This is a genomic window from Rhizobium sp. NPDC090275, from assembly GCF_044772225.1.
In the GTDB taxonomy this organism is placed as follows: Bacteria; Pseudomonadota; Alphaproteobacteria; order Rhizobiales; family Rhizobiaceae; genus Rhizobium.
In genome coordinates this window covers 19,836-44,506 of sequence record NZ_JBIVYL010000004.1, presented here as the reverse complement: position 1 = coordinate 44,506, position 24,671 = coordinate 19,836, and the positions used below count along the sequence as shown (strand labels likewise).

Sequence of the window (24,671 nt, the reverse complement as noted above, 5' to 3'; positions counted from 1 at the left end):
GCATATGACCGTTCATTTCATCGGCGCTGGCCCGGGTGCCGCGGATCTCATCACTGTGCGCGGCCGCGACCTCATCGGCAAGTGCCCCGTTTGCCTCTATGCCGGCTCGATCGTTTCGCCCGATCTTCTCGCCTATTGTCCACCGGGAGCGCGCATCGTCGATACCGCCCCCATGTCACTCGACGAGATCGAAGCCGAGTATCTGCGCGCGGCCAATGCCGGCCAGGATGTGGCGCGCCTGCACTCGGGCGATCTCTCTGTCTGGAGCGCTGTCGCCGAACAGATCCGCCGCCTTGAGAAGCATGGCATCGCCTACACGATGACACCAGGCGTGCCGTCCTTTGCCGCTGCTGCGGCAGCGCTCGGCCGCGAACTGACCATTCCCGAGGTGGCACAGAGCCTGGTGCTGACCCGCGTATCGGGCAGGGCATCGCCGATGCCCGGTGGCGAGACCCTGACGCAGTTCGGGGCCACGGGCGCCACGCTTGCCATCCATCTTGCCATTCACGCCCTGGACCGGGTCGTCAGTGACCTTACGCCGCTTTACGGGGCCGAATGCCCCGTTGCAATCGTCGTGAAGGCGAGCTGGGAGGATGAGAGGATCGTGCGCGGGACGCTTGGCGATATCGAGGCCAAGGTGGCCGCGGAGCCGATCGAGCGGACGGCGATTATCTTCGTCGGCCCTTCCCTGTCGTCGACCGACTTTCGCGAGAGCTCCCTTTACGATGCGACATATCAGCGTCGGTTCAGAGGTCGACAGTAAATCCGCCGCAAGACTTGGACTTCTAGCCGCGCAATTGCCGGCTCGTGTGCCCCGCGCGCCGAGCGATCGGCGCGCGGTGAGGCTTAATGTTATCCACAGCGCCCAATATCCCCGAAGATTGCCCTGAAAATCCGGTTAAAAGCGGTAAATGAGGGATTAACCAATTGGATTAGCTTGGTTTCGTGATCCCGTTACAGAGGCGTTGCTACAGTATTTACTAGGGATGACGTTGCTTCGTCTATGCCAGAACAATACGGTATTTGGCACTATACCGTGACGCGAAAACACAAACGATTATTATCGTTAAGAAACGGTATTTCTAAAGAATAATTGCCATACGCTTCTTGGTTGATGTTTTTGCTTTCGAGTAAAAATTAATTCCTGTTTTTATGTTTAGGCGGTAGAATTTTATATACTGAGCATTTTTAATCTAAAAATGACGAAATATTTTGTATTGATTGTCACTACTGATGTATGTAGGTTCTTAATAAAGTAGAAACCACACGCGATAAGTGATCCAAAACGGATAAACTACTTTACTGACTTAATACACGCCGATGTCCCCCGAGTATTGCATTTCGTTGCGAATGGTCACCTCTAACACTATTGAGTATGAGGCTAGTATGAATTACGTACCTTCGGAATTTGAAAGCGGACGCACGCCTGTCAACAGACTTCAGGCCGTTGCCGTGGCACCCAGAGCTCTCAGCGAACTGGGCGAAGTAAAGGTTATCGGCGAAGACCGGTGCCTGCTGATCATCGACGGCAGAACACTCGAGCGGGAATGCCTTGCGACGACGCTGACGCAGAACGGCCTTGGCATGAAGGCCTGCGCGGTGGGCTCGGTGGCGGAATGGCGGCGCAAGAAAGATGCAACGCAGCGCGTGAAGGCTGTGCTGCTGAACATCACCGGCCGTGCATCGAGCGATGGCGCTCTTTATGAAGAGATCGCCAGCATCGCCACGGAACTCGCGCCGGCGCCGGTTGTCATCCTCGCCGATGGCGACGATCTCAACCAGACGCTCCGGGCGATCGAGCATGGCGCTCGCGGCTTCATTCCCACCTCCGTGGGCATCGAAGTCTGTGTGGAAGCCATCGGGCTTGCCGTCGCGGGCGGCACCTTCATCGTTGCGGGCAAGGCCTTCACGTCGTCGGCTCCTGTCGATAACGCGCCGCGACAGAAAGAGCTGTCGCGCATGTTCACGCTGCGCCAGGCCGAAGTTGTCCAAGCGCTGCGCAAGGGCAAGGCGAACAAGATCATCGCCTACGAACTCAATCTGCGCGAAAGCACAGTGAAGGTTCACATCCGGAACATCATGAAGAAGCTGAAGGCAACCAACCGTACCGAGGTCGCCTATAAGCTGAACGATCTGTTCCAGTCCGACTCGCGCTGGAGCGCATCGGCGGACTAGATGAGGTTAGGCAGTGCCATCCGTGCTGACCGGATGGTTCTCGCTGATGGTGCCGGACGGGGTCCGCGATCCTTTATCACCTGTTCCTATCTCCTGGCCGTCGGGGTGTACTCGGCGGCCAAGAATTTGTCGGTAGCCCTTCTTCGAGAAGGGCTGGAACAGCTGCCCAATAAAGTTGTCGGAGACCCGGCCGCTGATGCCGATGTTGGTCGGCGGGCGGCGGTCTGGATTGAAATAGGTGCCGAACAGCTGGTCCCACAAGACAAGGTTCTCGCCGTAGTTCGTATTGCCCTCGGCAAGCACCCGCGAGTGGTGCCAACGATGCAGGCCCGGCGTGCTGAAGATCAGGTCGAGCGGGCCTGTGCGCACATCGATATTGCAGTGGGTGAGCAGGCCGATGAAGGCCGTCACGGCGCCGATCCACAGAAATACCGGGAGCGGCGCGCCAAGGAGGTAGAGCGGAAGCTGGCTAAGCGCGATCTTGAATAGCGAGTCCATGAAATGGAACCGGCCCGTGTTCACGACCCAGAGCCGCTCGACACTGTGATGAAGGGCGTGAAACCGCCAGAGCGACAGGATCTCATGGGCCGCGCGATGGGCGACGTACAGCCCGAACTCGGCGATCACCAATCCAAGAACGACCTGAAGGGCGAGCGGCCAGCTGTTGGGCCAAATATCGGGTATGCTGGTGACAAAGGGATGCGCGACGGTTGCTACCGCCATGGGCGCGGTCGCACCCAGTGCGGCGGCCAGCTGAACGCCACCCTTGCTCAGCAGCGTGTGCGCGACGTCATTGAATGTCTCGCCATCGCGGCGAAGCCATTGCTGTTCGAAGGGCATCACGCGCTCGAACAAGGCGATTGCGCAGACGATCGTCAAGTAGACCACGTTGAACCACAGCAGCGGTGCATGAGCCTGAAAAGCAAACCCGGCGCCAATCAGCCCGGCTGAAAACAGCGCTGGCCACAGGATCCATGAAAGCAGCGCGTAGGGAGGCGATGCGCTCTTGTCGGTCACGTGTACTCTCCGCCAAAGTTCTAAGTTGTTCGTTGATACACTATGATTGTGGCTCGTATGCAATATCGCGCGTTTAAGCAACTGTGCGTACAAGAATCCCACGTCGATCTCCCGCCGTGCAGTGGGCGTGTGCTTGGGCCAAAACTAGCCATTGTTCCCCGTGCAACTTTTTGCTAGGTGCTCACCATCATCAATGCCGCATCCAGGCTGCCGTACCATGCATTTCCGCGCTTCTGACGCCTCGCCCAACCCGCTCGTTGGCATAGCGCTGTCCTGCGCGGGCTATTCGCTGTTCGCAATCCAGGATGCCGTCGTGAAATGGCTGGTCGCGGACTATGCGGTGCCGCAAATCCTGTTCATTCGCAGCGTGATCATCGTCGCCGTGGCAGGCTTCATGGTCAAGCGGCTGCGTCATCCCTCCATTCTGAAGAGTGCTCATCGCGGTTCGCTCGTTCTTCGTGCCATGCTCATGCTGGGCGCCTGGATGGCCTATTATTCGGCGGCCAGGCATCTGGGCCTTGCCGAAATTACGACCCTGTACTTCTCTGCACCCATTATCGTCATCTTCCTTTCCATCGTCGTCTTGAAGGAAAGTGTCGGGCCAATGCGATGGTTTGCCTGCTTCGCGGGCTTTGCCGGCGTCATACTTGCGGCCAACCCCACGCATTCGCCCAGTCTTACGCCGACGCTCATGGTGTTGTTTGCGGGCTTCTGCTGGGCGTGGAGCACGGTGCTCGTTCGCCTGGTTAGTCGCTCCGAGAGCACGTTTAACCAGATGATGGCGACCAGCTTCCTCTTCGCCATAGCCTGCGGTGCCATGTTGCCGTGGGTCTGGAAATCGCCCGATCTCATCGGCTGGGCGCTCATGCTCGGCCTCGGGGCGGTATCAGCGCTCGGTCAATTCCTTCTCTATGAAGGTTACCGTCACGCGCCGGCGTCTACACTTGCTCCCATGGAGTATAGCGGTCTCGTTTGGGCGTTTCTGTTCGGCTATCTAATTTGGTCGGAGATCCCGACGGTGAACGTCGTTGTCGGTGCTGTGGTGATCGTCTGCTCCAGCCTTCTGCTTGTATGGTGGGAGCGTCGCGCGGTGCTTGCTAGCCGCCGCTTGATCGCGTGATTGTTTACCCCGCGGGCCTCGCAGCCACTTATCGCGCTACGCGCGCCGAGAGAACAACTATAATAATACTCCCGGTTGCTTCCCGTGGTGCGCTCTTCATTTAAAGTAACGTCATTGTAGTTATCTGTATATCCGAAGTGATGACGCGATAACACGAATATACCAGTACCGACGATTGACGCTTCTGCTACATTTCTTGATGTAGTGGAGCGATCCAGCATTCACTGTTTCATGATGAAATTTGACTATTGCATCGTCGATTTTTTGCGCTTAGCATTGTATCGAATTAATAATAAATTGAACGAGAGCAATATCGTCGAGCGTGAATTCCTCAGAGTGTGTGTATAGTGTCCGGATATTTCTTGTCCGGAGGTGTTTTCTGTGTGCTTTCGGGGGAAAAGATGAAAAAAAAACTGAGAATTGCTGACCCCGTCGATGGAGTCTCCGACGGGATACTTCATCGCTCACGCTCCAAGACCATCTCCAACATTGGCTCAGCCCCTGCTCGGGTCACATTTAGGCTCTCACTATCGTTGATGAATAGCGGATCGGCGGATGAAGCTGCGCGTCGACGACATTCTCTGCTGAGGAAATCTCACCGGTCGCGTGCTTTTTGCGTTGGTGTTCCACCACGCAGCGGAATGATACTCGAGCGCGCAAGCTGCTCTACGTCGCGACATGAGTGAGATGACATTTGAGGCGCACGCTGATGATAGAGGGACTTAGGGAGATCGTGCTCGTTGGGGGGAGCCAAGGCATCCCGTGTGAGCAAGCCAGGATCATCCGGCGACCGATGTGCGCGAAGTCCGGTGCCCTGCGATCGACCCATCCGACGCTGCATGAAAGACGACGCCGGTTCCGCGTTCGCGGCGTCGATAGCGGAGGTCGATGACGATGGCGTGGAAGAGTGCGCGCAAGCGCAGCGTTACATTTCGCAAGCGCCGCCAGCGGGATGAGCCCTTCGCCTGGAGCATGCAGCCTTATCGTGAGACCGGGCCTCGGGTCATGACCTGCATGGCGCTCGTCATGCCGGAGAATGGATCCGGCCTCGGCCGTGCCCATAATTGGATCGTCCTGATCAGCAACGAGATCAAAGCGCGTGCGTATCAACACATGACGGTCGAAATGCAGGGAGCGTCGTTCGGCTTTGATGACGATGACGACGATCTGTCGGATGAGTGACGGTGCCACAGAGCCGATCGTCTTAGATGCCAAGTTTACTTTAATTGTAAGTATAAATTGGAATAGCTTGTAATTCAGCGGCTGCGCGTCGTTTGTAACGATGCGCTCGTTGCAAGCGCATTAAAAGCTCCCACTTGTCTGAATTTCTGTCGAGGCTGCAGCCTTGAGGGCGCCCGTATTGCTGCTTTTCATCTGGTTCATCGTGCGTACCGTTCAAGTTCCTTCCGATCGAGGGATAAACAACGCTCAACTACTCTTCTACCAGAACGGTCGAGATTTGCGGCCGGCCAGAACGCCTACTCTCAGTTTGTATTTTTGATAAATTACTCCAACGTCAAGTCGTATATTGAGAAAAAATACAGAGTGAAACATATCCCTACTTTGAAATACTAAATAAGGAGTAATCCTTGGCGAATTGTTGGGTGTATTAATCTTGTGTTAACTAGGCTGGCGGGTTGAGGATAAACGTTATGACCATGCCAGTGGAACACAGCTGGAACGTGCGGCTTTCAGCCAGAAATGATCGAGGGTGGTTCAGCTTCAATGCTGTGGCGACCACCTATGTCGCGGCTATTGTTGACTTCACGGTTCTATTCTTCGCGAGCGCCGGCGGATACATGTTTTATGAGCAAGTATTCTTGGGAATGGCGGGCGATTTATCTCGATATGCGGGCATCGGCTTGCTGGTCGCAACCGTTTTCGTCCTGGCCTTGGGCGGCGCCCATGCCTACCGCCCCGCTGGCCTTCTGTCGTTTCGCAGGCAGATGGCAATCATCTGCACTTTTCTGCCAGCAGTCGTTGCCTTTCTTCTTGCGATTGTTTTCTTCCTCAAGATTGGAACGATGGTGTCGCGCGGCGCTATCCTGTCCGCGGCGGTCCTGTCGTTCGGCGCGCTGACGACGTTGAGGCTCGTATGGTATTCCTATCTGAACCGCGCGGTCGCCCATGCATCGTTTCCGACCCGGCGCGTGTTGCTGATCTGCCCAGATTCCACGCCGGTCGAACCGCTCATCCACACCGCAGCACTTGGCGGCTTGTCCATCAAGCATACCATGCACCTTCGCAGCATTGATGAAGCTCCTTGCCTGTTGCAGGAGAAGCTTCAGAAGAACGGCATCACAGATGTCGACGAAGTTCTGGTTGTCTGGGGCGACTATGCCAACGCCATAGTTCTCGAGGAATGCCTGTCGGCCCTGCGCGAGTTTTGCGTTCCGGTCAGTGTGATGTTCTCGGGCTTGGTTGGTGATATCGCCCAAGGTTTTGCACAGGATATCGGCGAAAACCGCGCGTTCCAGATCCACCGTCCGCCGCTCGGCTTGGTCGAGCGTATCGTGAAGCGGCTGTTCGATATCGGCTTTTCGATTGGCGCACTGACCGTGACGCTGCCGCTCTGCGCGCTGGTCGCGCTCGCCATCAAGTTCGACAGCCGTGGCCCCGTCTTCTTCATGCAGTGCCGAAAGGGGCATAACGGCAAGCCGTTCCGCATCCTGAAGTTCCGCAGCATGACTGTCATGGAAGATTCCGGCGACATCCGCCAGGCGACACGCAACGATCCGCGCGTGACCCGCGTCGGCGCTTTCATCCGCTCGACGAGCATCGACGAGCTGCCGCAGTTCTGGAACGTGCTGCGCGGCGAGATGTCCGTGGTCGGCCCACGCCCGCATGCCTTGGCGCATGACGATCTCTATGGAACGCTGATCGCCCAATACGCCTCGCGCCGGCATGTGAAGCCGGGCCTCACGGGTTGGGCGCAGATCAATGGACACAGAGGCGAGACGCCGACGATCGACAGGATGGCGGACCGGGTGCGGCACGACATTTGGTACATCAACAATTGGTCGTTGTGGCTTGATCTCAGGATCGTCGTGATGACGGCGATCGGCTTGCAGGATCGGAGCAACGTCTACTGAAATTTCGTCGTCAATCCTGGTGTTTGCGTTGGTTGAAAGGTGCGTAGGCGATGATACTTGTGACTGGGGGAGCCGGCTTCATTGGCTCGAACTTCGTGCTGGATTGGCTGGCGGAACAGGACGAGCCGGTCGTCAATCTCGACGCGCTGACCTATGCCGGCAATCTGAACAACCTGCGGCCTATCGAGAACGATCCGCGCCATATCTTCGTGCATGGCAATATTGGCGACGCGGCGCTTCTGAGCGATCTCTTTACGCGCCACAAGCCCCGAGCCGTCGTCAATTTCGCTGCCGAAAGCCATGTGGACCGTTCGATCCACGGGCCGGAGGATTTCATCCAGACGAACATTCTCGGCACGTTTCGCCTGTTGGAGGCCGCGCGCGCCTATTGGGGTGGCCTCCAAAACAAGTCAGATTTCCGCTTTCTGCACGTTTCGACCGACGAGGTCTTTGGTACGCTCGGCGCCGATGATCCAGCGTTCAACGAGGAAACGAGCTACCGGCCCAACAGCCCTTACTCCGCCAGCAAGGCGGCGAGCGACCACCTGGTTCGCGCCTATTTCCACACCTACGGGCTTCCTGTTGTCACCACCAACTGCTCCAACAATTATGGCCCGCTGCATTTCCCGGAGAAGCTCATTCCGTTGGTGATCCACAACGCGCTGAGAGGCCGTCCTCTGCCGATCTATGGCGATGGCATGCAGATCCGTGATTGGCTCTACGTGAAGGATCACTGCAGCGCGATCCGGCGCGTGCTGGAAGCCGGGCGCTTGGGCGAAACCTATAATATCGGCGGCTGGAACGAACGGGCCAACCTTCATGTCGTTACCACGCTTTGTGAGGTCCTTGACGAGCTACAGCCGCGATCTGATGGGAAAAAATACAGCGAGCAGATCGCTTTCGTGACCGATCGCCCCGGGCACGACCGGCGCTATGCGATCGATGCGCGCAAGATCGAGGCCGAGCTCGGCTGGCGTCCGGCGGAAACTTTCGAGAGCGGTATTCGCAAGACCGTCCGGTGGTATCTCGACAATGCCGATTGGGTCGAGAACGTGACGTCAGGCAGCTACCGCAACTGGGTGGAGAAGCAATACGCATGACCGTGCTGCTTCTCGGAAAAAACGGGCAACTTGGACGCGGACTTCAGCGCACGTTGCTTCCGTTCGGTAATCTCGTCGCGGTCGCACGCGACGAGTTCGATCTCGATAAGCTGGAAGCACTCGCCGAGCGTCTTGATGCGGTCCGCCCGGATATTATCGTCAATGCGGCGGCTTATACGCAGGTCGATCTTGCCGAGACGAATGCCGATGCGGCGTTTCGGGCTAACCACCAGGCCGTGAAGGCATTGGCGGATTACGCCCGCCGGAGTGACGCGCTGCTGGTTCATTATTCGACGGACTACGTTTTCGATGGCCGACAGGAGACGCCCTATCGCGAAAACGACAAGACGGATCCGTTGAATGTTTACGGCAAGTCGAAGCGGGCTGGCGAGTTGACGATTGTCGAGTCCGGCTGTCGGCATCTGCTGTTTCGCACGAGTTGGGTGGTCTCCGCCGACGGCACGAATTTCGTGAAGACCATTTTGCGACTGGCGCGGGAGCGTCCGAACCTGCGGATCGTCGCGGATCAGTTCGGGGCGCCGACGGCCGTCGAGCTGCTCGCCGATGTCACTGCGCTTGCCATTGCCGCGCACCGGCGTGGCGGCATTGCCGACGGAACCTACCACCTAGCCGCATCGGGACGAACAAGCTGGCACGGGCTCGCACGGCATATTGTCCAGAAGGCAGTCGAACGTGGCTTCGTCTCGGCGGTCGATCCTGCCGACATCGAGGCCATTACCACCGACGAGTTTCCGCGGCCCGCCGCGCGACCGCGAAATTCGTCGCTCAATACGGATGCTTTGAGTGCCGCCCTTGGGCTGACCCTGCCCGAATGGACGGTGCATGTCGATCGCGTACTTGATCAATTGAAGGAACGGGGGTGGGCGCTGTGACCCGAAAAGGCATCATTCTCGCCGGTGGATCCGGCACTCGTCTTCATCCGGCGACACTTGCCATGAGCAAGCAGTTGCTGCCTGTCTTCGACAAGCCGATGATCTATTATCCGCTCAGCACACTGATGCTGTCCGGTATCCGGGATATACTGATCATCTCGACGCCGCTCGATATCCCTCGCTTCGAGCAACTGCTGGGGGACGGCAGTGCCTGGGGCGTCAAGTTCTCCTACGCCGAACAGCCATCGCCGGATGGCCTAGCCCAGGCCTTCATCATCGGCGAGAAGTTTCTCGATGGCTCGCCGTCGGCGCTCGTGCTCGGCGACAACATCTTCTATGGCCATGACCTGCCGACCCTTCTCGCGAGCGGCATGTCGGTCGATCGCGGCGCGACGGTCTTCGCCTATCACGTGCTCGATCCGGAGCGATATGGCGTCGTGGAATTCGACAGGCGCTTCCGAGCGGTCTCGATCGAGGAAAAGCCGGCGGAGCCGAAATCGAATTACGCGGTGACTGGCCTCTATTTCTACGATGAACGCGCCGTCGAGTTCGCCAAGTCGCTACGCCCTTCACCGCGCGGCGAGCTTGAGATCACCGACCTGAACCGGCGCTATCTCGAGGATGGCAGCCTGACCGTCGAGATCATGGGCCGCGGCTATGCCTGGCTCGATACGGGAACGCATGATTCCCTGCTCGATGCAGGGCAATTCATCTCGACGCTCGAGCGACGCCAGGGGTTGAAAGTGTCCTGCCCCGAGGAAATCGCGTTTCGCAACGGCTGGATCACCGGCCGCCAGTTGGAGCAACTTGCGGCGCCGCTCTGCAAGAACGGATACGGGAAATACCTGATGCGACTTCTGGCAGAGGCGGGCTGACCGATGAAAGTCTCTTCGCTGGCAATTCCGGAAGTCCTGCTGATCGAGCCCACCGTCTATGGCGATGAACGCGGCTTCTTTTTCGAGAGCTTCAACCAGGCTCGCTTCAACGAAGCGGCCGGGGCCGAGGTTTCATTCGTTCAGGACAACCACTCCAAATCGGCAAAAGGCGTGCTGCGCGGGCTGCACTACCAGATCAGCCAAGCTCAGGGAAAGCTGGTGCGGGTGGTCGAGGGCGAGGTCTTCGATGTGTCCGTGGACCTGCGTCGCTCCTCTCCGACCTTTGGGCAGTGGGTTGGCGAAATCCTGTCGTCGGACAACAAACGCCAGCTCTACATCCCGCCGGGCTTCGCGCATGGCTTCGTCGTTCTGTCCGAGACCGCGCAGTTTCTCTACAAGACGACGGATTTCTACTCGCCGCAACACGAGCGCGCCATCATCTGGAACGATCCGACGGTGAACGTCTCCTGGCCAATTGATACCGCGCCAACGCTCTCGTCAAAAGACGCGCAGGCACCGTCGATGAAGGATGCCGATCTCTTTACGTAAAGTGTTCGCTACATAGCTGCGTCGGCGCGGAAAGTTGCCGATCATCGGCCTGCCGTCTCCCGCTCCACCAGATATCGTTGTCCTTGGTCCTTTCCGGATCGGTTTTGGTGTGTCACATAAGGTCGGCTAGCCATCGCCACTGGGAGGACGATTGTCGGAATGAGGGGAATTCGCCAACTGGCCAAGCATCTCGATATTTCGATCGGGACCGTGTCGCGGGCGCTGAATGGCAAACCGGATGTGAATGAAGAAACCCGCAAGCGCGTGCTGGCGGCGGCCGAAGAGCTTGGCTATGTCGCGAACCAGTCCGGCCGAAGCCTCAGACAGGGTACCACCAATGTCATCGGCCTGATGATCGAGTCCAGCAAGGAAACGGTCGAAAACGCCGACAACTTCTTCCTTGGCCTGACGGGCGGCCTGCAAAGCGTGCTTTCGCGCCACAAGCTCGATCTCATCATGCTGCCGTGCCCGAATGATGAGGACCCTCAGGAATATCTGAAGCGCATGGTGGCGCGTCGTGTTGTCGATGCATTAATCATTTCCGCCACGCAGCGCATCGACAAGCGTATCGACTTCCTCGCCAAGGCGAAGATCCCCTTCGTTGCGCTCGGCCGCAGCTCGTCCGGTGGCAATTACAGCTGGATCGACCTTGATTTCGAAGGCGTCGCGGCCTCCGCCGTCGATCGGCTCGTTGCCAAGGGGCATCGCCGGATCGCGATCGCGGTCCCATCGAGTGATGTCAATCTCGGCTATATCTTCCTCGATGCCTACCGGCGCTCGCTCGAACGCCACGGCATCGCCTATGATCCCGAACTCGTCATTCGCGCAAAGTCGAGCGAGCAGGGTGGATATCAGGCCGGTCACGAACTCATTCGTCTTGATCCCCGGCCGACGGCGATCATTCTGATTTATGAACTGATGGCGATTGGGCTTTACCGGCGCATGGTCGAGGCAGGCATCATTCCAGGCCGGGATCTCGCCGTCATCGGCTTTCGCGAGGAGCCGCGCGCCCGGTTCCTGCAGCCGGCACTGACATGTTTTAGAATGTCGCTGCGCGATCTCGGCGCCGAGCTTGCAGAAACGTTGCTCGCGACCATGCCCGCCTACGCGGATTTCTATCCCGGTGGCGCGCGCAACACGATTTGGCCGCTTGAGCTCGTTGCGGGCGAAAGCGATGCCTTCAGCCTCGACAGTTGAATTTTCTCGAAAGCCAGCCCATGCAACCGCGCGATTTCCTAAAAGATCTCTTCTCCGCCGCTGTCAAGGCGGCAGACCCGCTCACGGGCATCACCGCCCATCTTCCGACCAAGCCGAAAGGCCGGACGGTGGTGATCGGCGCCGGCAAGGGCGCGGCACAGATGGCACAGGCGCTCGAGAGCGTCTGGGATGGCCCGCTTGAGGGCGTGGTGGTGACGCGCTACGGTTATGGCTGCGAAACCCGAAGCATCGAGATGCTTGAGGCGTCGCATCCGGTCCCCGATAGCGCCGGCCTCGCGGCTTCGAAGCGGCTGATGGACGCGGTGAGCGGGCTTGGCGAGGATGACCTCGTCATCGCGCTGATCTGCGGGGGAGGGTCCGCGCTGCTACCGTCGCCGCCTGAGGGGCTGACGCTCGAAGACGAGATTGCCATGAACGAGATCCTGCTTGCCTCGGGCGCGCCGATTTCCGCGATGAACGTGGTGCGCAAGCATCTTTCGACGATCAAGGGCGGCAGGCTGGCAGCGGCGACAAAGGCGCGCGTGGTCAGCATGGTCGTGTCCGATATTCCCGGCGATAACCCTGCTTATGTCGCTTCCGGACCTACGGTTCCGGATCGCTCGACGCGGCACGATGCGCTTGACATCATCGCGCAGTACAAGATGCCGCTGCCGCAGGCAGCGCTCGATTTTCTCGCGACGCCGGCTGCCGATGCGCCGAGCCCGGATGATGCGGTTTTCGGCCGCCACGAACATCACGTGATCGCCTCGGCCGGCGTCTCGCTCGAGGCGGCGGCGGCGCTTGCCAGATCGCACGGGGTGGAAGCCGCCATCCTGTCGGATTCCATCGAAGGCGAATCGCGCGATGTCGCTTCGGTGCATGCGGCGATCGCCCGCGAAGTGCTTGCCAAAGATCGGCCGTTCCAAAAGCCGGTCGTTATCCTCTCCGGTGGGGAAACGACGGTGACGCTCCGGGGCAAGGGCGGAAAGGGCGGGCGCAACGGCGAATTCGCGCTCGCGATGGCGCTGGCGATCCAAGGCCACGACATGCATGTGCTCGCTGCCGATACCGATGGCATTGATGGGTCGGAAGACAATGCGGGTGCCTTCGTGGATGGGAAGACGGTCGAACGATTGCGCGCCGGCGGTCTTGATCCGCGCCGTCTTCTCGATGGCAACGACAGCTATAGCGGCTTTGCTGCGATTGGCGACCTGTTCGAGACCGGTCCGACGGGAACCAATGTCAACGATTTCCGCGCGATCCTGATCCGCTAATCGAAGAATCGAAATCTGACCTGATTATCTGCGTTCCCGCCGGAACGCGGGCGCAAAATAGTGCGAATTTTTTCGTGCTGCGCTGCGGCGCAGCCGAGGTTAAAGCCCCGCATTTGCAGATGTTTTCCGCAGCATTTTTTGTCTGATCGCGTGGGATTGACAGTGAGAAACGTTTCCGCTTAGTATCGTAAACGTTTACGGGGCAAGTTTCGGGAGGAAAGCCGGAAACTGTCCACGGGAGGAAATCGTGACATTGAATGCCGTTCTCTGCGGTTGCGGAGCCATGTCCAAGGGCTGGTTGCGCGCCATCAAGGAAACCCCGGCTCTTGCAGCCGAGATCGAGGTCAAGGGCCTCGTCGACGTCAATCCCGCGGCGGCTGAAAAGCTCGCCGAGGAGTTTGGTTTGAGCGGCGCCGTGATCGGCACTGACCTCGCCGACGTCATCGCAAAATCCAAAGCCGACATCGTCTTCGACGTGGTCATCCCGACCGCGCGCTTCAACGTGGTGTCGACGGCGCTGAAAGCCGGCTGCCACGTGCTGAGCGAAAAGCCGATGGCGACCTCGCTAGCCGAAGGGGCTGCTCTCATTGATCTCGCCGCCGAGACCGGCAAGGTCCACGCCATCATTCAGAACCGTCGCTTCATCTCGGGCGTCCGCCGCATGCGCCGCTTCGTTGAAAGCGGTGCGATCGGCGATATCACCGGCATCCATTGCGACTTCTTCCTGGCGCCGCATTTCGGCGGCTTCCGCGAAGAGATGCAGAACGTGCTGCTGCTCGACATGGCGATCCACACTTTCGACGCCGCCCGCTTCGTCGCCGACAAGAAGCCGCTCGCCGTCTACTGCGTCGAGCGCAATCCGAAGGGTTCCTGGTATCAGCACGGCGCTTCCGCCAACGCCACCTTCGAATTCGCCGATGACGTCGTCTTCACCTATCGCGGTTCGTGGTGCGCCGAAGGCGAACGCACGAGCTGGGAAAGCCAGTGGCGCCTCGTCGGCTCCAAGGGCATGCTGACCTGGGATGGCGAAGAGGGCTTCAAGGCCGCGACCGCTGGAAGCGAGCCAGGTCTGCTGCACGGCTTCACGCCGGTCGAGGTTCCAGCACCTGAACATGACGAAGAGACACACGGCCATGCCAGCGTGATCGCAAGCTTCGTTGAAGCGATCAAGACGGGCAAACGCCCGGAAACGGCAAGTTCCGACAACATCAGAAGCCTGGCCATGGTCTTCGGCGCGATCGAAAGCGCAAAGACCGGCAAGCGTATCGAAATTTCAGCATAAGGATTGAGATTGTGAGCAACCCCGCCAAGTCCATTCGTATCGGAACCATGGTCAGCGCGTCGAAGGGCGGCGCCGACAAGCGGATCGGCCAGATCGCCGATATGGGCTTTGAAAGCTTCGAACCCTTCTTCTGGCAGACGACGAACGGCCAGAACCTTGCCGAACTTGGAAAGCGCTGCGTCGACGCCATCGGCGACCGCGATATCACCATCTCGACGCTCGGCATGTTCGGCAACCCGCTCGAAACGACGGATATCGATCTCGACACGCTTCAGGGTTGGAAGGATTGCATCGACAACGCGCATCACTTCGGCGCCACCTGCGTTGCCGGCTTCACCGGCCGTATCCGCGGCAAGGTGCTGACCGACAGCCTGCCGCGCTACAAGGAAATCTGGAGCGAGCTTGCCAAGCGCGCCGCCGACAAGGGTGTGAAGATCGCCTTCGAAAACTGCGCGATGGACGGCAACTGGCAGACGGGCGACTGGAACATCGCACACAATCCGGATGCTTGGGAGCTGATCTTCAACGAGACGCCTGACGATAACATCGGCATCGAATGGGAGCCGTGCCATCAGATGGTTTATCTGATCGAGCCGCTGCCGCAGATCCGCAAGTGGGCGTCGAAAATTTTCCACGTTCACGGCAAGGATGCAACGATCCGCTGGGATGTCATCAAGGAGCATGGCATCTTCGGTAAGGAAAAGTTCGTGTTCATGCGCACGCCGGGCTTTGGCGACAGCAACTGGACGGACATCATTTCGGAACTGCGCCTCGCCGGCTGGTCGGGATCCATCGACATCGAAGGTTGGCACGATCCGGTCTATCGCGACGCGCTCGAGATGACCGGCCAGGTTCATGCGCTGAACCATTTGAAGCATGCCCGGGGCGGCGATTTCGTCGTCGATCCGGTTTGATGATATCGCGGCCGGCAAGGAGGAATTGCCGGCCTACGATCTAGGATAACCACAAAGGAGGAGAACCATGGCTATCCGTAAATTTGCAATGATCGGCGCGCTTGCGCTGGCGAGCGTGTCGCTCTTCGGCCTAGCCGCCAAGGCCGAAGACGTCACCCTGACCCTCTGGTCGCTCGACCGCGACATCCAGCCGGCGCCGAACCTGATCAAGGAATTCAACGATCAGAACAACGGCATCAAGATCGAATACCGCCAGATCCAGTTCGACGATGTCGTCAGCGAATCGATGCGAGCATTTTCGACCGGCAAGGCGCCCGATATCATCGCCATCGACAACCCGAACCACGCGATGTTCGCTGCCCGCAAGGCTTTCCTCGACCTGACCGACATGATCGCCAAGTCGACCGTCATCAAGCCCGAGAACTACTTCCCCGGACCGCTGAAGTCCGCCACCTGGGACGGCAAGCTCTACGGCGTGCCGAAGGCGACCAACACGATCGCGCTCTACTATAACAAGGACATGTTCAAGGCCGCCGGCCTCGATCCGGAAAAGCCGCCGCAGACCTGGGACGAGCTGGTCGCGGACGCCAAGAAGCTTACCGATCCGTCGAAGAACGTCTACGGCCTGACCTTCTCGGCCAAGGCGAACGAGGAAGGCACCTTCCAGTTCCTGCCATGGGCGCAGATGGGCGGCGCGACCTACAAGACGATCAATGCCGACGGTGCGGTCAAGGCGCTGACGGTCTGGAAGCAGATCATGGACGAGAAGCTTGCTTCTCCCGACACGCTGACCCGCAGCCAGTGGGATTCGACCGCCACCTTCAACGCCGGCAACGCGGCCATGGCCATCTCCGGTCCGTGGGAAATCGACCGCATGCTGACGGACGCGAAGTTCGACTGGGGCACGGCGTTGCTGCCGATCCCGCAGGAAGGCGCGACGCGGTCTTCGGCCATGGGCGACTACAACTGGGCGATCTTCTCCAGTTCCAAGCATCCGGCGGAAGCCTTCAAGGCCCTCGAGTTCTTCGCCTCGAAGGACGACACGATGTACCAGAAGTTCGGCCAGCTGCCGGCTCGCTCCGACATTGCCATCCCGCCGACAGGCAACAAGCTGAAGGACGATGCGCTGAAGACCTTCGTCGAGCAGTTGAAATATGCCCAGCCGCGCGGTCCGTCGCCGGAATGGCCGAAGATCTCCAAGGCAATCCAGGATGCCATCCAGGCCGCGTTGACCGGCCAGGCAACGCCGAAGGATGCGCTCGATCAGGCCGCCGAGAAGATCAAGGCCGTCGAAGAGTGACATATCAGGGCAAGCGGAGCGTGCGCGACGCGCTCCGCCTGTCCGACCCCAATGGCGTTCTCGCCATCCCACCGTTTCCTCCCGGCAGGGGCTGTCTTCCGCGCAAGCGCCAGGCAGCCCCGTTCGGAGCTTAAGGGGTATCCATGAAGAGGCTATTTTCCAGCATCACCGATGGCCGCGGGTTCGACATCACGCTTGTCACCCTGCCGCTCATCTTCCTGTTCGTGCTCGCGGGCCTGCCGCTCGTCTACAACATCGTCATGAGTTTCCAGGAGGTCGACATGTTCAGCCTCGGGACCTTCGTGCGCCCCTTCGTCGGTTTCAAGAACTATGTCGATCTGTTCAAGCAGCCCGAAACGCTGCCGATCATTTATAATACCGTGCTGTTCGTCGTCGGCTCGATTGCCGGCCAGTTCCTGATCGGCTTCGGCCTGGCGCTTTTCTTCTGGGTGAATTTCCCGGGCGCCTCCTGGCTGCGCGGCCTGTTCCTCGTTTCCTGGGTCATGCCCGGCCTCGTCGTCGGCGCGATCTGGAACTGGGTGCTGTCTGGCGATTTCGGCGTCTTGAATTTCATTCTGCGCGAGAGCGGGTTGATCAGCTCCAACATCTTCTGGCGCTCGGACCCCAATTTCTCGCTCTGGGCCGTCGTTATCGCCAATATCTGGCTCGGCACGTCCTTCAACATGATTCTGCTCTCCGTTGGCCTCTCTTCGATCCCCGGCGATCTCTACGAAGCGGCAGAACTCGACGGCGCCAATGCCTGGCAGCGTTTCTGGACGATCACGCTTCCGATGATGCGCTCGACCATCGGCGCCATCGTTTCGCTCGGCCTGATCTTCACGCTGCAGCAGTTCGACTTGTTCGCGGCCATCACTGACGGCGGGCCGAACAATTCGTCCAACGTCACGCAATACTGGGCCTGGGACCTGTCCTTCCGCCAATACGACTTCGGCAAGGGCGCCACGATCTCCGTCATCATGATCGTCTTCGTGATGTTCGCCTCGATCGTCTATGTCCGGTCGACAAAACATGAGGTGCGCGGATGAGCGATACCAACCGCAACCGCCTGATGCTGTTCATCGCGATCGTCCTGGCGGCAATCTATCTCTTTCCGCTCTACTGGATGTACATCACGGCGCTGAAGAGCGGCTCCGAGATGTTCGCCAATCCGCCAAGCTTCTGGCCGTCCTCGCCGCAATGGGGAACCTACGCCTATGTGTGGGAAAGCCGGAACATGGGGCGCTATCTCTGGAACTCTGTGGTCATCGCCTTCGGTTCCGTGGCGTTGATCACTGTGCTCGGCGTCGGCTGCGCCTATGTGCTGGCGCGTTATCGCAACATGTGGGTGGATATCGGTCTGTTCCTCATCCTCATGCTGCAGGTCCTGCCGGCATCGCTGATGATCACGCCGATCTTCGTGGGCTTCTCGCAGTTCGGCCTGCTCGATTATCCGCGCTTTGCCGTGATCCTGGCAATCGCTGCGAAAAGCATGCCTTTCTTCGTGGTCCTGGTGCGCGCCACCTTCATGGCCGTGCCGATGGAGCTTGAGGAAGCAGCGCTGGTCGATGGCAACTCCCGTTTCGGCGCCTTCTTCAATATCGTGCTGCCGCTTGCCCGCAACGGCATCCTCGTCAGCGCGATCCTGATCTTCATGCAGGCCTTCGGCGAGTTCGTCTATTCGAAGTCGATGATCCAGGAAGCAGAGCTTCAGCCCGCCAGCGTCGGTCTCAACTCCTTCATGGGGCCGAACACCAGCGAGTGGAACAACATCATGGCCTACGCCACGATGTATGTGACGCCCGTTCTCGCCATCTTCGTTCTCTTGCAGCGCCGCATCGTATCCGGCCTCACCTCTGGAGCCCTCAAATGACCAATCAGATCGAGCTCAGCGGCGTCAACAAGCACTATGGCGCCTTCCATGCGCTGAAGAACATCAACCTTGAGATCGCCAAGGGCAGCTTCGTGGCGCTCGTCGGCCCGTCGGGCTGTGGCAAGTCCACCTTGCTGCGTTCGCTCGCCGGCCTGGAAAGCATCTCCGAAGGTGATCTGAAGATCGCCGGCGAGCTCATGAACAACGTGCCGCCGCGCAAGCGCGACGTCGCCATGGTGTTCCAGTCCTACGCGCTTTATCCGCACATGACGGTCGAGGAAAACCTGACCTACAGCCTGCGCATCCGCGGCGTTGCCAAGGCCGAGGCCAAGAAGGCAGCGGCCGATGTCGCGGCAACGACCGGCCTGTCCAACTTGCTGAAGCGCTATCCGCGCGAGCTATCGGGTGGCCAGCGCCAGCGCGTCGCCATGAGCCGCGCCATCATCCGTCATCCGAAGGCGTTCCTGTTCGACGAGCCGTTGTCGAACCTCGATGCGGCGCTGCGCGTCCACATGCGCAAGGAGATCCGCGCGCTGCACGATCGGCTCGGCGCAACTTCGGTCTACGTCACCCACGACCAGATCGAGGCGATGACCATGGCCGACCACGTCGTCGTCATGCGCGAGGGCGTCATCGAGCAGCAGGGCAAGCCGCTCGAGCTCTACGACACGCCGGCCAACAAATTCGTGGCCGGCTTCATCGGCTCGCCGGCGATGAATTTCATTCCTGGTGTCGTACAGGCGGACGGAAGCGGTCTCGCTATCGATCTCGGAACGGTCAAGCACACGCTGCCGAGCAATCGTCAGCTGCAGCCGGGCCGCAAGGTGACAGTCGGTATCCGTCCGGAGCATATCGGTATCACCGCGACGGGGCAGGGGACTTTCGATATCCCCGTCGACGTTGTCGAATCCACGGGTTCGGCCACCTTCATCACGGCGGCGACGACGCCGGAACTGACGATCGTCGAGACCGGCCGCAGCACGGCCCGCGGCGGCGAGACGATCGGGGTGACCATCGATCCGGCACAGCTGCATCTGTTCGACGACGCGACCGGCGCTCGTATCTGATTGAACAAGGCAGCGGCGGTGTGCGCCGCCGCTGCCTGATGATTTACCGCCCGCCTTCGAGCTTGCGGTGGCGCTGGTTCGTCCCGCCCACGCCATAGGGGTAGTCGAAGGGGTGCGGCGCGCTGATCTCGGTGAGGCGGCTCATTTCCTCGTCCGAGAGGCTGATCTTGGCCGCACCAAGGTTGTCCGCCAATTGCTCCGTCGTGCGGGCGCCGAGGATGACCGATGTCACGGCCGGGCGTGCCGCGGTCCAGGCAAGCGCCACCTGAGCCATGCTGCAACCCTTGGCTTTGGCAATCTCCTCCACCGCACCGATGATGTCCCAGGTCCTCTCCTGGGCGTTGCGCTGGTCGTAAGATTCCATGCCGCGCTTCGGATTTTCCCCAAGCCGGGTCGCGCCCGTCGGCATGTGGTCACGGCGGTATTTGCCCGTCAGCCAGCCGCCGCCGAGAGGCGACCAAGGCAGCAGGCCCAGGCCCGCATCCTGGCAAGCCGGCACGATCTCGAGTTCGATATCGCGGACGAGCAGGCTGTACTGCGGCTGCAGCGTTACTGGCCGGGTATAGCCGCGCGCCTTGGCGATTTCGGCTGCCTTGGCGATATGCCACCCGACGTAATTGGAGAAGCCGTAATAGCCGATCTTGCCGCTGGAGACGGCATCATCGAGGAAACGCAGCGTCTCCTCGATGGGTGTCAGGGCATCCCATGCATGCATCTGGTAGAGATCGATGTGTTCGATACCGAGACGTCGAAGCGAGTCGTCGAGCGCGACGTTCAAATGCCGCCGCGATAGCCCGATATCATTCGGGCCGTTTCCCATCGGGAAACGCCCCTTCGTGGCAATCACTGCCTGGCGGGATTCGGTCGACCTGGCCTTCAGCCAGCGGCCGATGATCTCTTCCGAGACACCGGCGCTATAGACATCGGCCGTGTCGACGAAATTGCCGCCCCATTTGAAATAGTCGTCGAGTATCTTGTGCGAGGTGGCTTCATCGGCTTCCGCGCCGAATGTCATCGTTCCCAAGCAATATGGCGCGACGATTGTCCCGCTTGGTCCAAGCTTGCGATAATCCATTGAACATCCTCCGTGTCGGAATGGGTTTCTCTCTCTGGATCGCCGGCCTCTATGTCAGGTCGCCGATCCGCTTGCTGTCGTCTCTTCCAGAACGGTTTCCGGAATGTCGTCGAATGACGCGTAGTTTAGGTCGTATAGCCGCGCGTAAAGCTTGCGGTTCGCCATGAGCTGCTGGTGGCTGCCGCTTTCGACGAGCTCACCGTTCTGCAGAACGATGATCCGGTCGGCCTCGCGGATGGTCGCCAGCCTGTGGGCGATCACCAGGCCGGTGCGGCCTTCCAGCAATTTGACCAGCGCCTTCTGGATCAGCATCTCCGTATAGCTGTCGATATTTGCCGTCGCCTCGTCCAGCACAAGGATCTTGGCATCGGCCACAAGCGCACGCGCGAAGGACAGAAGCTGGCGCTGCCCGAGCGAGAGGTTGCCGCCGCGCTCGCCCAGCATGCTGTCGTATCCCTCTGGCAGGCGCATGATGAAATCATGCGCGCCGACGGCCTTGGCTGCCTCGATAACCTTCTCCCGCGTCGCGTCCGCTTTGTGATAACGGATGTTCTCGAACACTGTTCCGGTGAAGAGGAACGGCTCCTGCAGCACCATGGCGATCTGGTCGCCGAGCGAATCCTGCGTCAGCGCGCGGACATCGTGGCCGCCGACAAGCACCTGTCCCTGCTGAACGTCATAGAAGCGATGGATCAGCGACATGCAGCTCGACTTGCCAGAGCCGGTCGGGCCGACAAGAGCGACCGTTTCGCCCGGGTTGACCTTGAAGCTCACATGCTTCAGCACCGGATGCTTCGGATTGTAGCCAAAGACCACGTCGCGGAACTCGACGGAGCCGTCCATATCCTTGGAGAGAACGACCGCATCGGCTGCATCCTTGATGTCGATCGGCACGTCGAGCACTTCGGTCAACCGCTGGCCGGATGCCATGGCGCGCTGCATGACCGAGTATTGCAGTGTCAGCGAACGGATCGGGTCGAAGAAGCGCTGGATGTAAAAGAGGAACGCCACGAGCACGCCGACATCAAGCGCCTGGTTGAGCACGCGGGCACCGCCGACGACGATGACCAGCGCCATGGCGACACCCGTCAGTGAATCGACGATCGGCACCATCACCTGCGCGTAACGCGCCGCAGTGAGATGGGTCTGAAGGTTTGCCTTCGCCTTGTCGTCGTAAAGCGTGAAATTGACGCCCTGCCGGTCCATGCTCTGCACGGCGCGCACGCCATGGATCGCCTCGGCCAGGGCGCCGTTGGCCACCGAATTGGTCTCGTGCGCGGCCATGAAGGATTTGCGGGCAAGCGGCAACCAGAAGAGGCGGACGATGAACAAGATTGGTAGAACCGAAAGCGTCAGCAGGCCGAGCTTCGGATCGAGATAGAGCATGACGCCGACGATACCGACGAGCAGCGTCATGTCGCCGACCGAGAGAACCGATGTTTCCAGGAATTCCTGCATCGAGTTGACGTCACCCTGCAGGCGCGACATCAGGCGGCCGACCTCGGTCTTGTCCATGAAGGAGAGCGAGACGCGCTGCAGGTGCGAGAACATCTGGCGCCGAATATCGAAGAGCACGTTTTCGGCCACGCCGCCGACAAGCGTCTCCTGCGCGTAGCTGGCGCCGTAATTGATGAGGATCGCGATGAGGAAGACCACGACGGCCCATGTCAGTGCCGAATGGCTGCCGTCCTGCTGCATGCCGTGGTCGATCGCATAGCGGATGATCAGCGGTATCATCAGCTGCATCAGCGTGAACGTCAGCACCGCGCAGACCGAGAGCACCACGTCGCGCCTGTAGGGCCGGACGAAGGCCCATATCCGCTTGATGACGTTGCCGTCGAAGGCCTTGCCGAACATCTCCTCTTCGACGCGCTGCGAGCCGACGACCGCGCGCGGGGGGCGGCGTCCATCCTCGCGAACGTCGGAGCGTTCGGTTTCCATTTCCTCGGCCATGTTTTCCTCCCTAGGCGCTCACGGCTTCGTCGCCGGGACGCACCTGCAGATCGTAAAGCGCCTTGTAACGCCCGTTCGCGGCCAGCAGCTCTTCATGTGTGCCGCGCTCGACGATCTCGCCTTCTTCGATGAACAATATCTGGTCCGCATGCATCAGCGAGCTCAGCCGGTGGGCGACGATGATCGTCACCCGGTCGGCGGCGTATTTGCGCATGGCGGAGCGGATGCGCTGCTCGGTCGCGGCATCGATCGCGGCCGTGGAATCGTCGAAGACCATCACCGCGGGCTTCAGCATCAGGGCGCGCGCGATCGACAGGCGCTGGCGCTGGCCGCCGGAGAGCGACACGCCGCGCTCGCCGACAACCGTGTCGTAGCCCGTCGGCAGGCCGAGCACATAGTTGTGCAACTGTGCGCTTTCGCTGGCGCCGGCAATGCGGCTTTCCTTCGCCCATGGGTCGCCATAGGCGATGTTGTTCTCGATCGATGTCGTGAATAGGAAGGAATCCTGTTGCACGATGGAGACGGAGCGGCGCAGCGACTGAAGCGTCGCTTTGCGGACATCCTGGCCATCGATGGTGACGCGGCCGCCGGTGACATCGTAGAAGCGTGGGATGAGGTGCGCCAGCGTCGACTTGCCGCTGCCGGGCGGGCCGACGATGCCGATCGTGTCGCCACGCTTCGCCTCGAAGGAGATGCCCCGCAGCGCCTGTTGCGTCGGCGTGCTTGGATAGCTGAAGCTTACATTCTCGAACCGAAGCGTACCCTCGGTGATCTTAAGCTCCTTCGCGTCCGGCGCATCGCGAACGGCGATCTCGAGATCGAGTAACTCGAACAATCGCGTGCCGCAGGTCGAGGCGCGGGCAAAGGCGTTGACCATCAGGCCAAGCTGGCGCACCGGCATCTGCAGGATGGTCATGAAGGTGAGGAAGGATGCGAGCGTGCCGACCGTGATCTCGCCCGATATCACCTTGCCACCGCCGACCCAGAGCACGAGGCCCATCGCGGCGAAGAAGGAAAAGGTCATGGCGCTGGTGTTGATGACGCGGATCCCGACGCGTTGATGCGCGAGCTCCAGCGCGCTCTTGGACGCCGCGTCGAACTTCGAGATCTCGTAGGCGTGGGACGCGAAGGCGCGGACGACGCGAATGCCGCCGAGGTTTTCTTCCATGATGCGGGTCAGGACGGAAAGCCGCTCCTGCAACACCAGCCATGTGGCGCGCAACCGCAACTGCGTCACCGATGAACGCCAGCCGACGAAAGGAACGAAGCTCAGCGCCAGGAGGCCGAGCACCACGTCGGTCGACAGAAGCATGTAGGCGCCGATGCCGATCAGCATGGTCAGCAGCACCATGCGCACCAGGGCCGTCGAGAAGTACATGCGCACGCCTTCCAGATCGAGCAGGCCGATGGTGATCAGGTCGCCCGAGTGCACGCTGTCGTGGAAGCTGAAGGAGAGCCGCTGGATCTTCTCGTAGCAGGCGATGCGAAGCTCGTAGCCCATGTGGTGGCCGACGCTTTCGCTGTAGTAGTTCTGCACCATGGTGAAGACGCCGCGCATCACGCTGGCGCCGAGCAGCAGCAAGGCGGTCGTCAGCAGAGCGTCCTGGGCGACCAGTCCGGCGGCACCGCCTTCGACGACAGCCTGGGTGTGATCCACCGCGTGCCCGAGCAGGCGCGGGATCATCAGCTGGAACGAAGAGGCAATCAGGGTGGCTCCGATCGCAAGGCTGGACTGCCATGGGTGGCGCAAAGCCATGACGGTGATGCGGACCAACGTGGAGAGGCCCTTGCCCCATCCTGCCGCAGTCGCCTTTGCCATCGAAGCCGAGGGCTTCGCTACACGGTTCAAAGCATCGCTGCTCACGGTATCATTCCAAAATAGAGGTGTATCGGCGCGGGTCCGCGAGGGACGGCAAAT

The 24,671-nt window shown here is 60.0% G+C and carries 21 protein-coding genes; 17 read left to right on the top strand and 4 right to left on the bottom strand.

Annotated elements, in window-relative coordinates; all coding sequences use genetic code 11:
* Nucleotides 1–4 precede the first annotated feature (4 nt).
* Nucleotides 5–763: a precorrin-4 C(11)-methyltransferase gene (cobM, locus tag ACIQUB_RS11585; protein WP_402929551.1), complete on the top strand. Its 759-nt coding sequence runs from the start codon at nt 5–7 to the stop codon at nt 761–763.
* A gap of 623 nt (nt 764–1,386) precedes the next feature.
* Entirely contained in the window at nt 1,387–2,175 is a 789-nt protein-coding gene (locus ACIQUB_RS11580) for a response regulator transcription factor (RefSeq protein ID WP_018896496.1), read from the top strand.
* 6 nt (nt 2,176–2,181) lie between these two features.
* Here ACIQUB_RS11580 and ACIQUB_RS11575 read toward each other — a convergent pair whose 3' ends face one another.
* Nucleotides 2,182–3,192, bottom strand: coding sequence for a sterol desaturase family protein (locus tag ACIQUB_RS11575; protein WP_402929548.1), 1,011 nt, complete (start codon nt 3,190–3,192; stop codon nt 2,182–2,184).
* Between the two features lie 217 nt (nt 3,193–3,409).
* On the opposite strand from ACIQUB_RS11575, the gene ACIQUB_RS11570 reads away from it, so the two are divergent.
* The 15 genes from ACIQUB_RS11570 (at nt 3,410) to ACIQUB_RS11500 (ending at nt 19,725) form a co-directional block, all read left to right on the top strand.
* Entirely contained in the window at nt 3,410–4,312 is a 903-nt protein-coding gene (locus ACIQUB_RS11570; protein ID WP_402929546.1) for a DMT family transporter, read from the top strand.
* A gap of 894 nt (nt 4,313–5,206) precedes the next feature.
* Nucleotides 5,207–5,494: a hypothetical protein gene (locus ACIQUB_RS11565; RefSeq protein ID WP_402929544.1), complete on the top strand. Its 288-nt coding sequence runs from the start codon at nt 5,207–5,209 to the stop codon at nt 5,492–5,494.
* Nucleotides 5,495–5,964: 470 nt separating this feature from the next.
* Complete coding sequence (locus tag ACIQUB_RS11560; RefSeq protein ID WP_113238732.1) at nt 5,965–7,404, top strand: exopolysaccharide biosynthesis polyprenyl glycosylphosphotransferase; 1,440 nt, start codon at nt 5,965–5,967, stop codon at nt 7,402–7,404.
* Between the two features lie 50 nt (nt 7,405–7,454).
* A complete protein-coding gene (gene rfbB / locus ACIQUB_RS11555) occupies nt 7,455–8,504 on the top strand; it encodes a dTDP-glucose 4,6-dehydratase (RefSeq protein ID WP_402929541.1) in 1,050 nt (349 codons plus the stop codon).
* Nucleotides 8,501–9,397, top strand: coding sequence for a dTDP-4-dehydrorhamnose reductase (gene rfbD, locus ACIQUB_RS11550; RefSeq protein WP_113238734.1), 897 nt, complete (start codon nt 8,501–8,503; stop codon nt 9,395–9,397). The genes rfbB and rfbD overlap by 4 nt, the downstream gene beginning before the upstream one ends.
* Nucleotides 9,394–10,272: a glucose-1-phosphate thymidylyltransferase RfbA gene (rfbA, locus tag ACIQUB_RS11545; protein ID WP_402929539.1), complete on the top strand. Its 879-nt coding sequence runs from the start codon at nt 9,394–9,396 to the stop codon at nt 10,270–10,272. The genes rfbD and rfbA overlap by 4 nt, the downstream gene beginning before the upstream one ends.
* A 3-nt stretch (nt 10,273–10,275) precedes the next feature.
* A complete protein-coding gene (gene rfbC, locus ACIQUB_RS11540; protein WP_402929537.1) occupies nt 10,276–10,821 on the top strand; it encodes a dTDP-4-dehydrorhamnose 3,5-epimerase in 546 nt (181 codons plus the stop codon).
* A 159-nt stretch (nt 10,822–10,980) separates the two neighbouring features.
* On the top strand, nt 10,981–12,018 hold the full coding sequence (locus tag ACIQUB_RS11535) for a substrate-binding domain-containing protein (RefSeq protein WP_018896486.1): 1,038 nt from the start codon (nt 10,981–10,983) through the stop codon (nt 12,016–12,018).
* A gap of 20 nt (nt 12,019–12,038) precedes the next feature.
* A complete protein-coding gene (locus ACIQUB_RS11530; RefSeq protein WP_402929535.1) occupies nt 12,039–13,292 on the top strand; it encodes a glycerate kinase in 1,254 nt (417 codons plus the stop codon).
* A 247-nt stretch (nt 13,293–13,539) separates the two neighbouring features.
* Nucleotides 13,540–14,574: a Gfo/Idh/MocA family protein gene (locus ACIQUB_RS11525; RefSeq protein WP_037179775.1), complete on the top strand. Its 1,035-nt coding sequence runs from the start codon at nt 13,540–13,542 to the stop codon at nt 14,572–14,574.
* 11 nt (nt 14,575–14,585) lie between these two features.
* The gene (locus ACIQUB_RS11520; RefSeq protein WP_018896483.1) at nt 14,586–15,488 is read left to right on the top strand and encodes a sugar phosphate isomerase/epimerase; all 903 of its coding nucleotides are present in this window, start codon (nt 14,586–14,588) and stop codon (nt 15,486–15,488) included.
* A 67-nt stretch (nt 15,489–15,555) separates the two neighbouring features.
* Nucleotides 15,556–16,788, top strand: a complete 1,233-nt coding sequence (locus ACIQUB_RS11515) for an ABC transporter substrate-binding protein (protein WP_402929531.1) — start codon at nt 15,556–15,558, stop codon at nt 16,786–16,788.
* 143 nt (nt 16,789–16,931) lie between these two features.
* Nucleotides 16,932–17,834 (top strand): carbohydrate ABC transporter permease, encoded by a 903-nt coding sequence (locus ACIQUB_RS11510; RefSeq protein ID WP_018896481.1) that lies wholly within the window; start codon nt 16,932–16,934, stop codon nt 17,832–17,834.
* Nucleotides 17,831–18,658, top strand: coding sequence for a carbohydrate ABC transporter permease (locus ACIQUB_RS11505; protein WP_018896480.1), 828 nt, complete (start codon nt 17,831–17,833; stop codon nt 18,656–18,658). The genes ACIQUB_RS11510 and ACIQUB_RS11505 overlap by 4 nt, the downstream gene beginning before the upstream one ends.
* A complete protein-coding gene (locus ACIQUB_RS11500) occupies nt 18,655–19,725 on the top strand; it encodes an ABC transporter ATP-binding protein (protein ID WP_402929527.1) in 1,071 nt (356 codons plus the stop codon). The genes ACIQUB_RS11505 and ACIQUB_RS11500 overlap by 4 nt, the downstream gene beginning before the upstream one ends.
* A gap of 43 nt (nt 19,726–19,768) precedes the next feature.
* On the opposite strand, the gene ACIQUB_RS11495 is transcribed toward ACIQUB_RS11500, so the two are convergent.
* The 3 genes from ACIQUB_RS11495 to ACIQUB_RS11485 are packed head-to-tail and all read right to left on the bottom strand — an operon-like array spanning nt 19,769 to nt 24,572.
* Complete coding sequence (locus ACIQUB_RS11495) at nt 19,769–20,800, bottom strand: aldo/keto reductase (protein WP_402929525.1); 1,032 nt, start codon at nt 20,798–20,800, stop codon at nt 19,769–19,771.
* A gap of 54 nt (nt 20,801–20,854) precedes the next feature.
* Nucleotides 20,855–22,753, bottom strand: a complete 1,899-nt coding sequence (locus ACIQUB_RS11490) for an ABC transporter ATP-binding protein (RefSeq protein ID WP_402929523.1) — start codon at nt 22,751–22,753, stop codon at nt 20,855–20,857.
* Nucleotides 22,754–22,763: 10 nt separating this feature from the next.
* On the bottom strand, nt 22,764–24,572 hold the full coding sequence (locus tag ACIQUB_RS11485) for an ABC transporter ATP-binding protein (protein ID WP_402930268.1): 1,809 nt from the start codon (nt 24,570–24,572) through the stop codon (nt 22,764–22,766).
* Nucleotides 24,573–24,671: the final 99 nt, after the last annotated feature.

Excerpts from the sequence above, each read along its gene's own strand:
- cobM (WP_402929551.1), top strand. The coding sequence starts at position 5 with ATGACCGTTCATTTCATCGGCGCTGGCCCGGGTGCCGCGGATCTCATC.
- ACIQUB_RS11580 (WP_018896496.1), top strand. The coding sequence starts at position 1,387 with ATGAATTACGTACCTTCGGAATTTGAAAGCGGACGCACGCCTGTCAAC.
- ACIQUB_RS11570 (WP_402929546.1), top strand. The coding sequence starts at position 3,410 with ATGCATTTCCGCGCTTCTGACGCCTCGCCCAACCCGCTCGTTGGCATA.
- ACIQUB_RS11565 (WP_402929544.1), top strand. The coding sequence starts at position 5,207 with ATGGCGTGGAAGAGTGCGCGCAAGCGCAGCGTTACATTTCGCAAGCGC.
- ACIQUB_RS11560 (WP_113238732.1), top strand. The coding sequence starts at position 5,965 with ATGACCATGCCAGTGGAACACAGCTGGAACGTGCGGCTTTCAGCCAGA.
- rfbB (WP_402929541.1), top strand. The coding sequence starts at position 7,455 with ATGATACTTGTGACTGGGGGAGCCGGCTTCATTGGCTCGAACTTCGTG.
- rfbD (WP_113238734.1), top strand. The coding sequence starts at position 8,501 with ATGACCGTGCTGCTTCTCGGAAAAAACGGGCAACTTGGACGCGGACTT.
- rfbC (WP_402929537.1), top strand. The coding sequence starts at position 10,276 with ATGAAAGTCTCTTCGCTGGCAATTCCGGAAGTCCTGCTGATCGAGCCC.
- ACIQUB_RS11535 (WP_018896486.1), top strand. The coding sequence starts at position 10,981 with ATGAGGGGAATTCGCCAACTGGCCAAGCATCTCGATATTTCGATCGGG.
- ACIQUB_RS11530 (WP_402929535.1), top strand. The coding sequence starts at position 12,039 with ATGCAACCGCGCGATTTCCTAAAAGATCTCTTCTCCGCCGCTGTCAAG.
- ACIQUB_RS11515 (WP_402929531.1), top strand. The coding sequence starts at position 15,556 with ATGGCTATCCGTAAATTTGCAATGATCGGCGCGCTTGCGCTGGCGAGC.
- ACIQUB_RS11510 (WP_018896481.1), top strand. The coding sequence starts at position 16,932 with ATGAAGAGGCTATTTTCCAGCATCACCGATGGCCGCGGGTTCGACATC.
- ACIQUB_RS11505 (WP_018896480.1), top strand. The coding sequence starts at position 17,831 with ATGAGCGATACCAACCGCAACCGCCTGATGCTGTTCATCGCGATCGTC.
- ACIQUB_RS11500 (WP_402929527.1), top strand. The coding sequence starts at position 18,655 with ATGACCAATCAGATCGAGCTCAGCGGCGTCAACAAGCACTATGGCGCC.
- ACIQUB_RS11495 (WP_402929525.1), bottom strand. The coding sequence starts at position 20,800 with ATGGATTATCGCAAGCTTGGACCAAGCGGGACAATCGTCGCGCCATAT.
- ACIQUB_RS11490 (WP_402929523.1), bottom strand. The coding sequence starts at position 22,753 with ATGGCCGAGGAAATGGAAACCGAACGCTCCGACGTTCGCGAGGATGGA.
- ACIQUB_RS11485 (WP_402930268.1), bottom strand. The coding sequence starts at position 24,572 with ATGGCAAAGGCGACTGCGGCAGGATGGGGCAAGGGCCTCTCCACGTTG.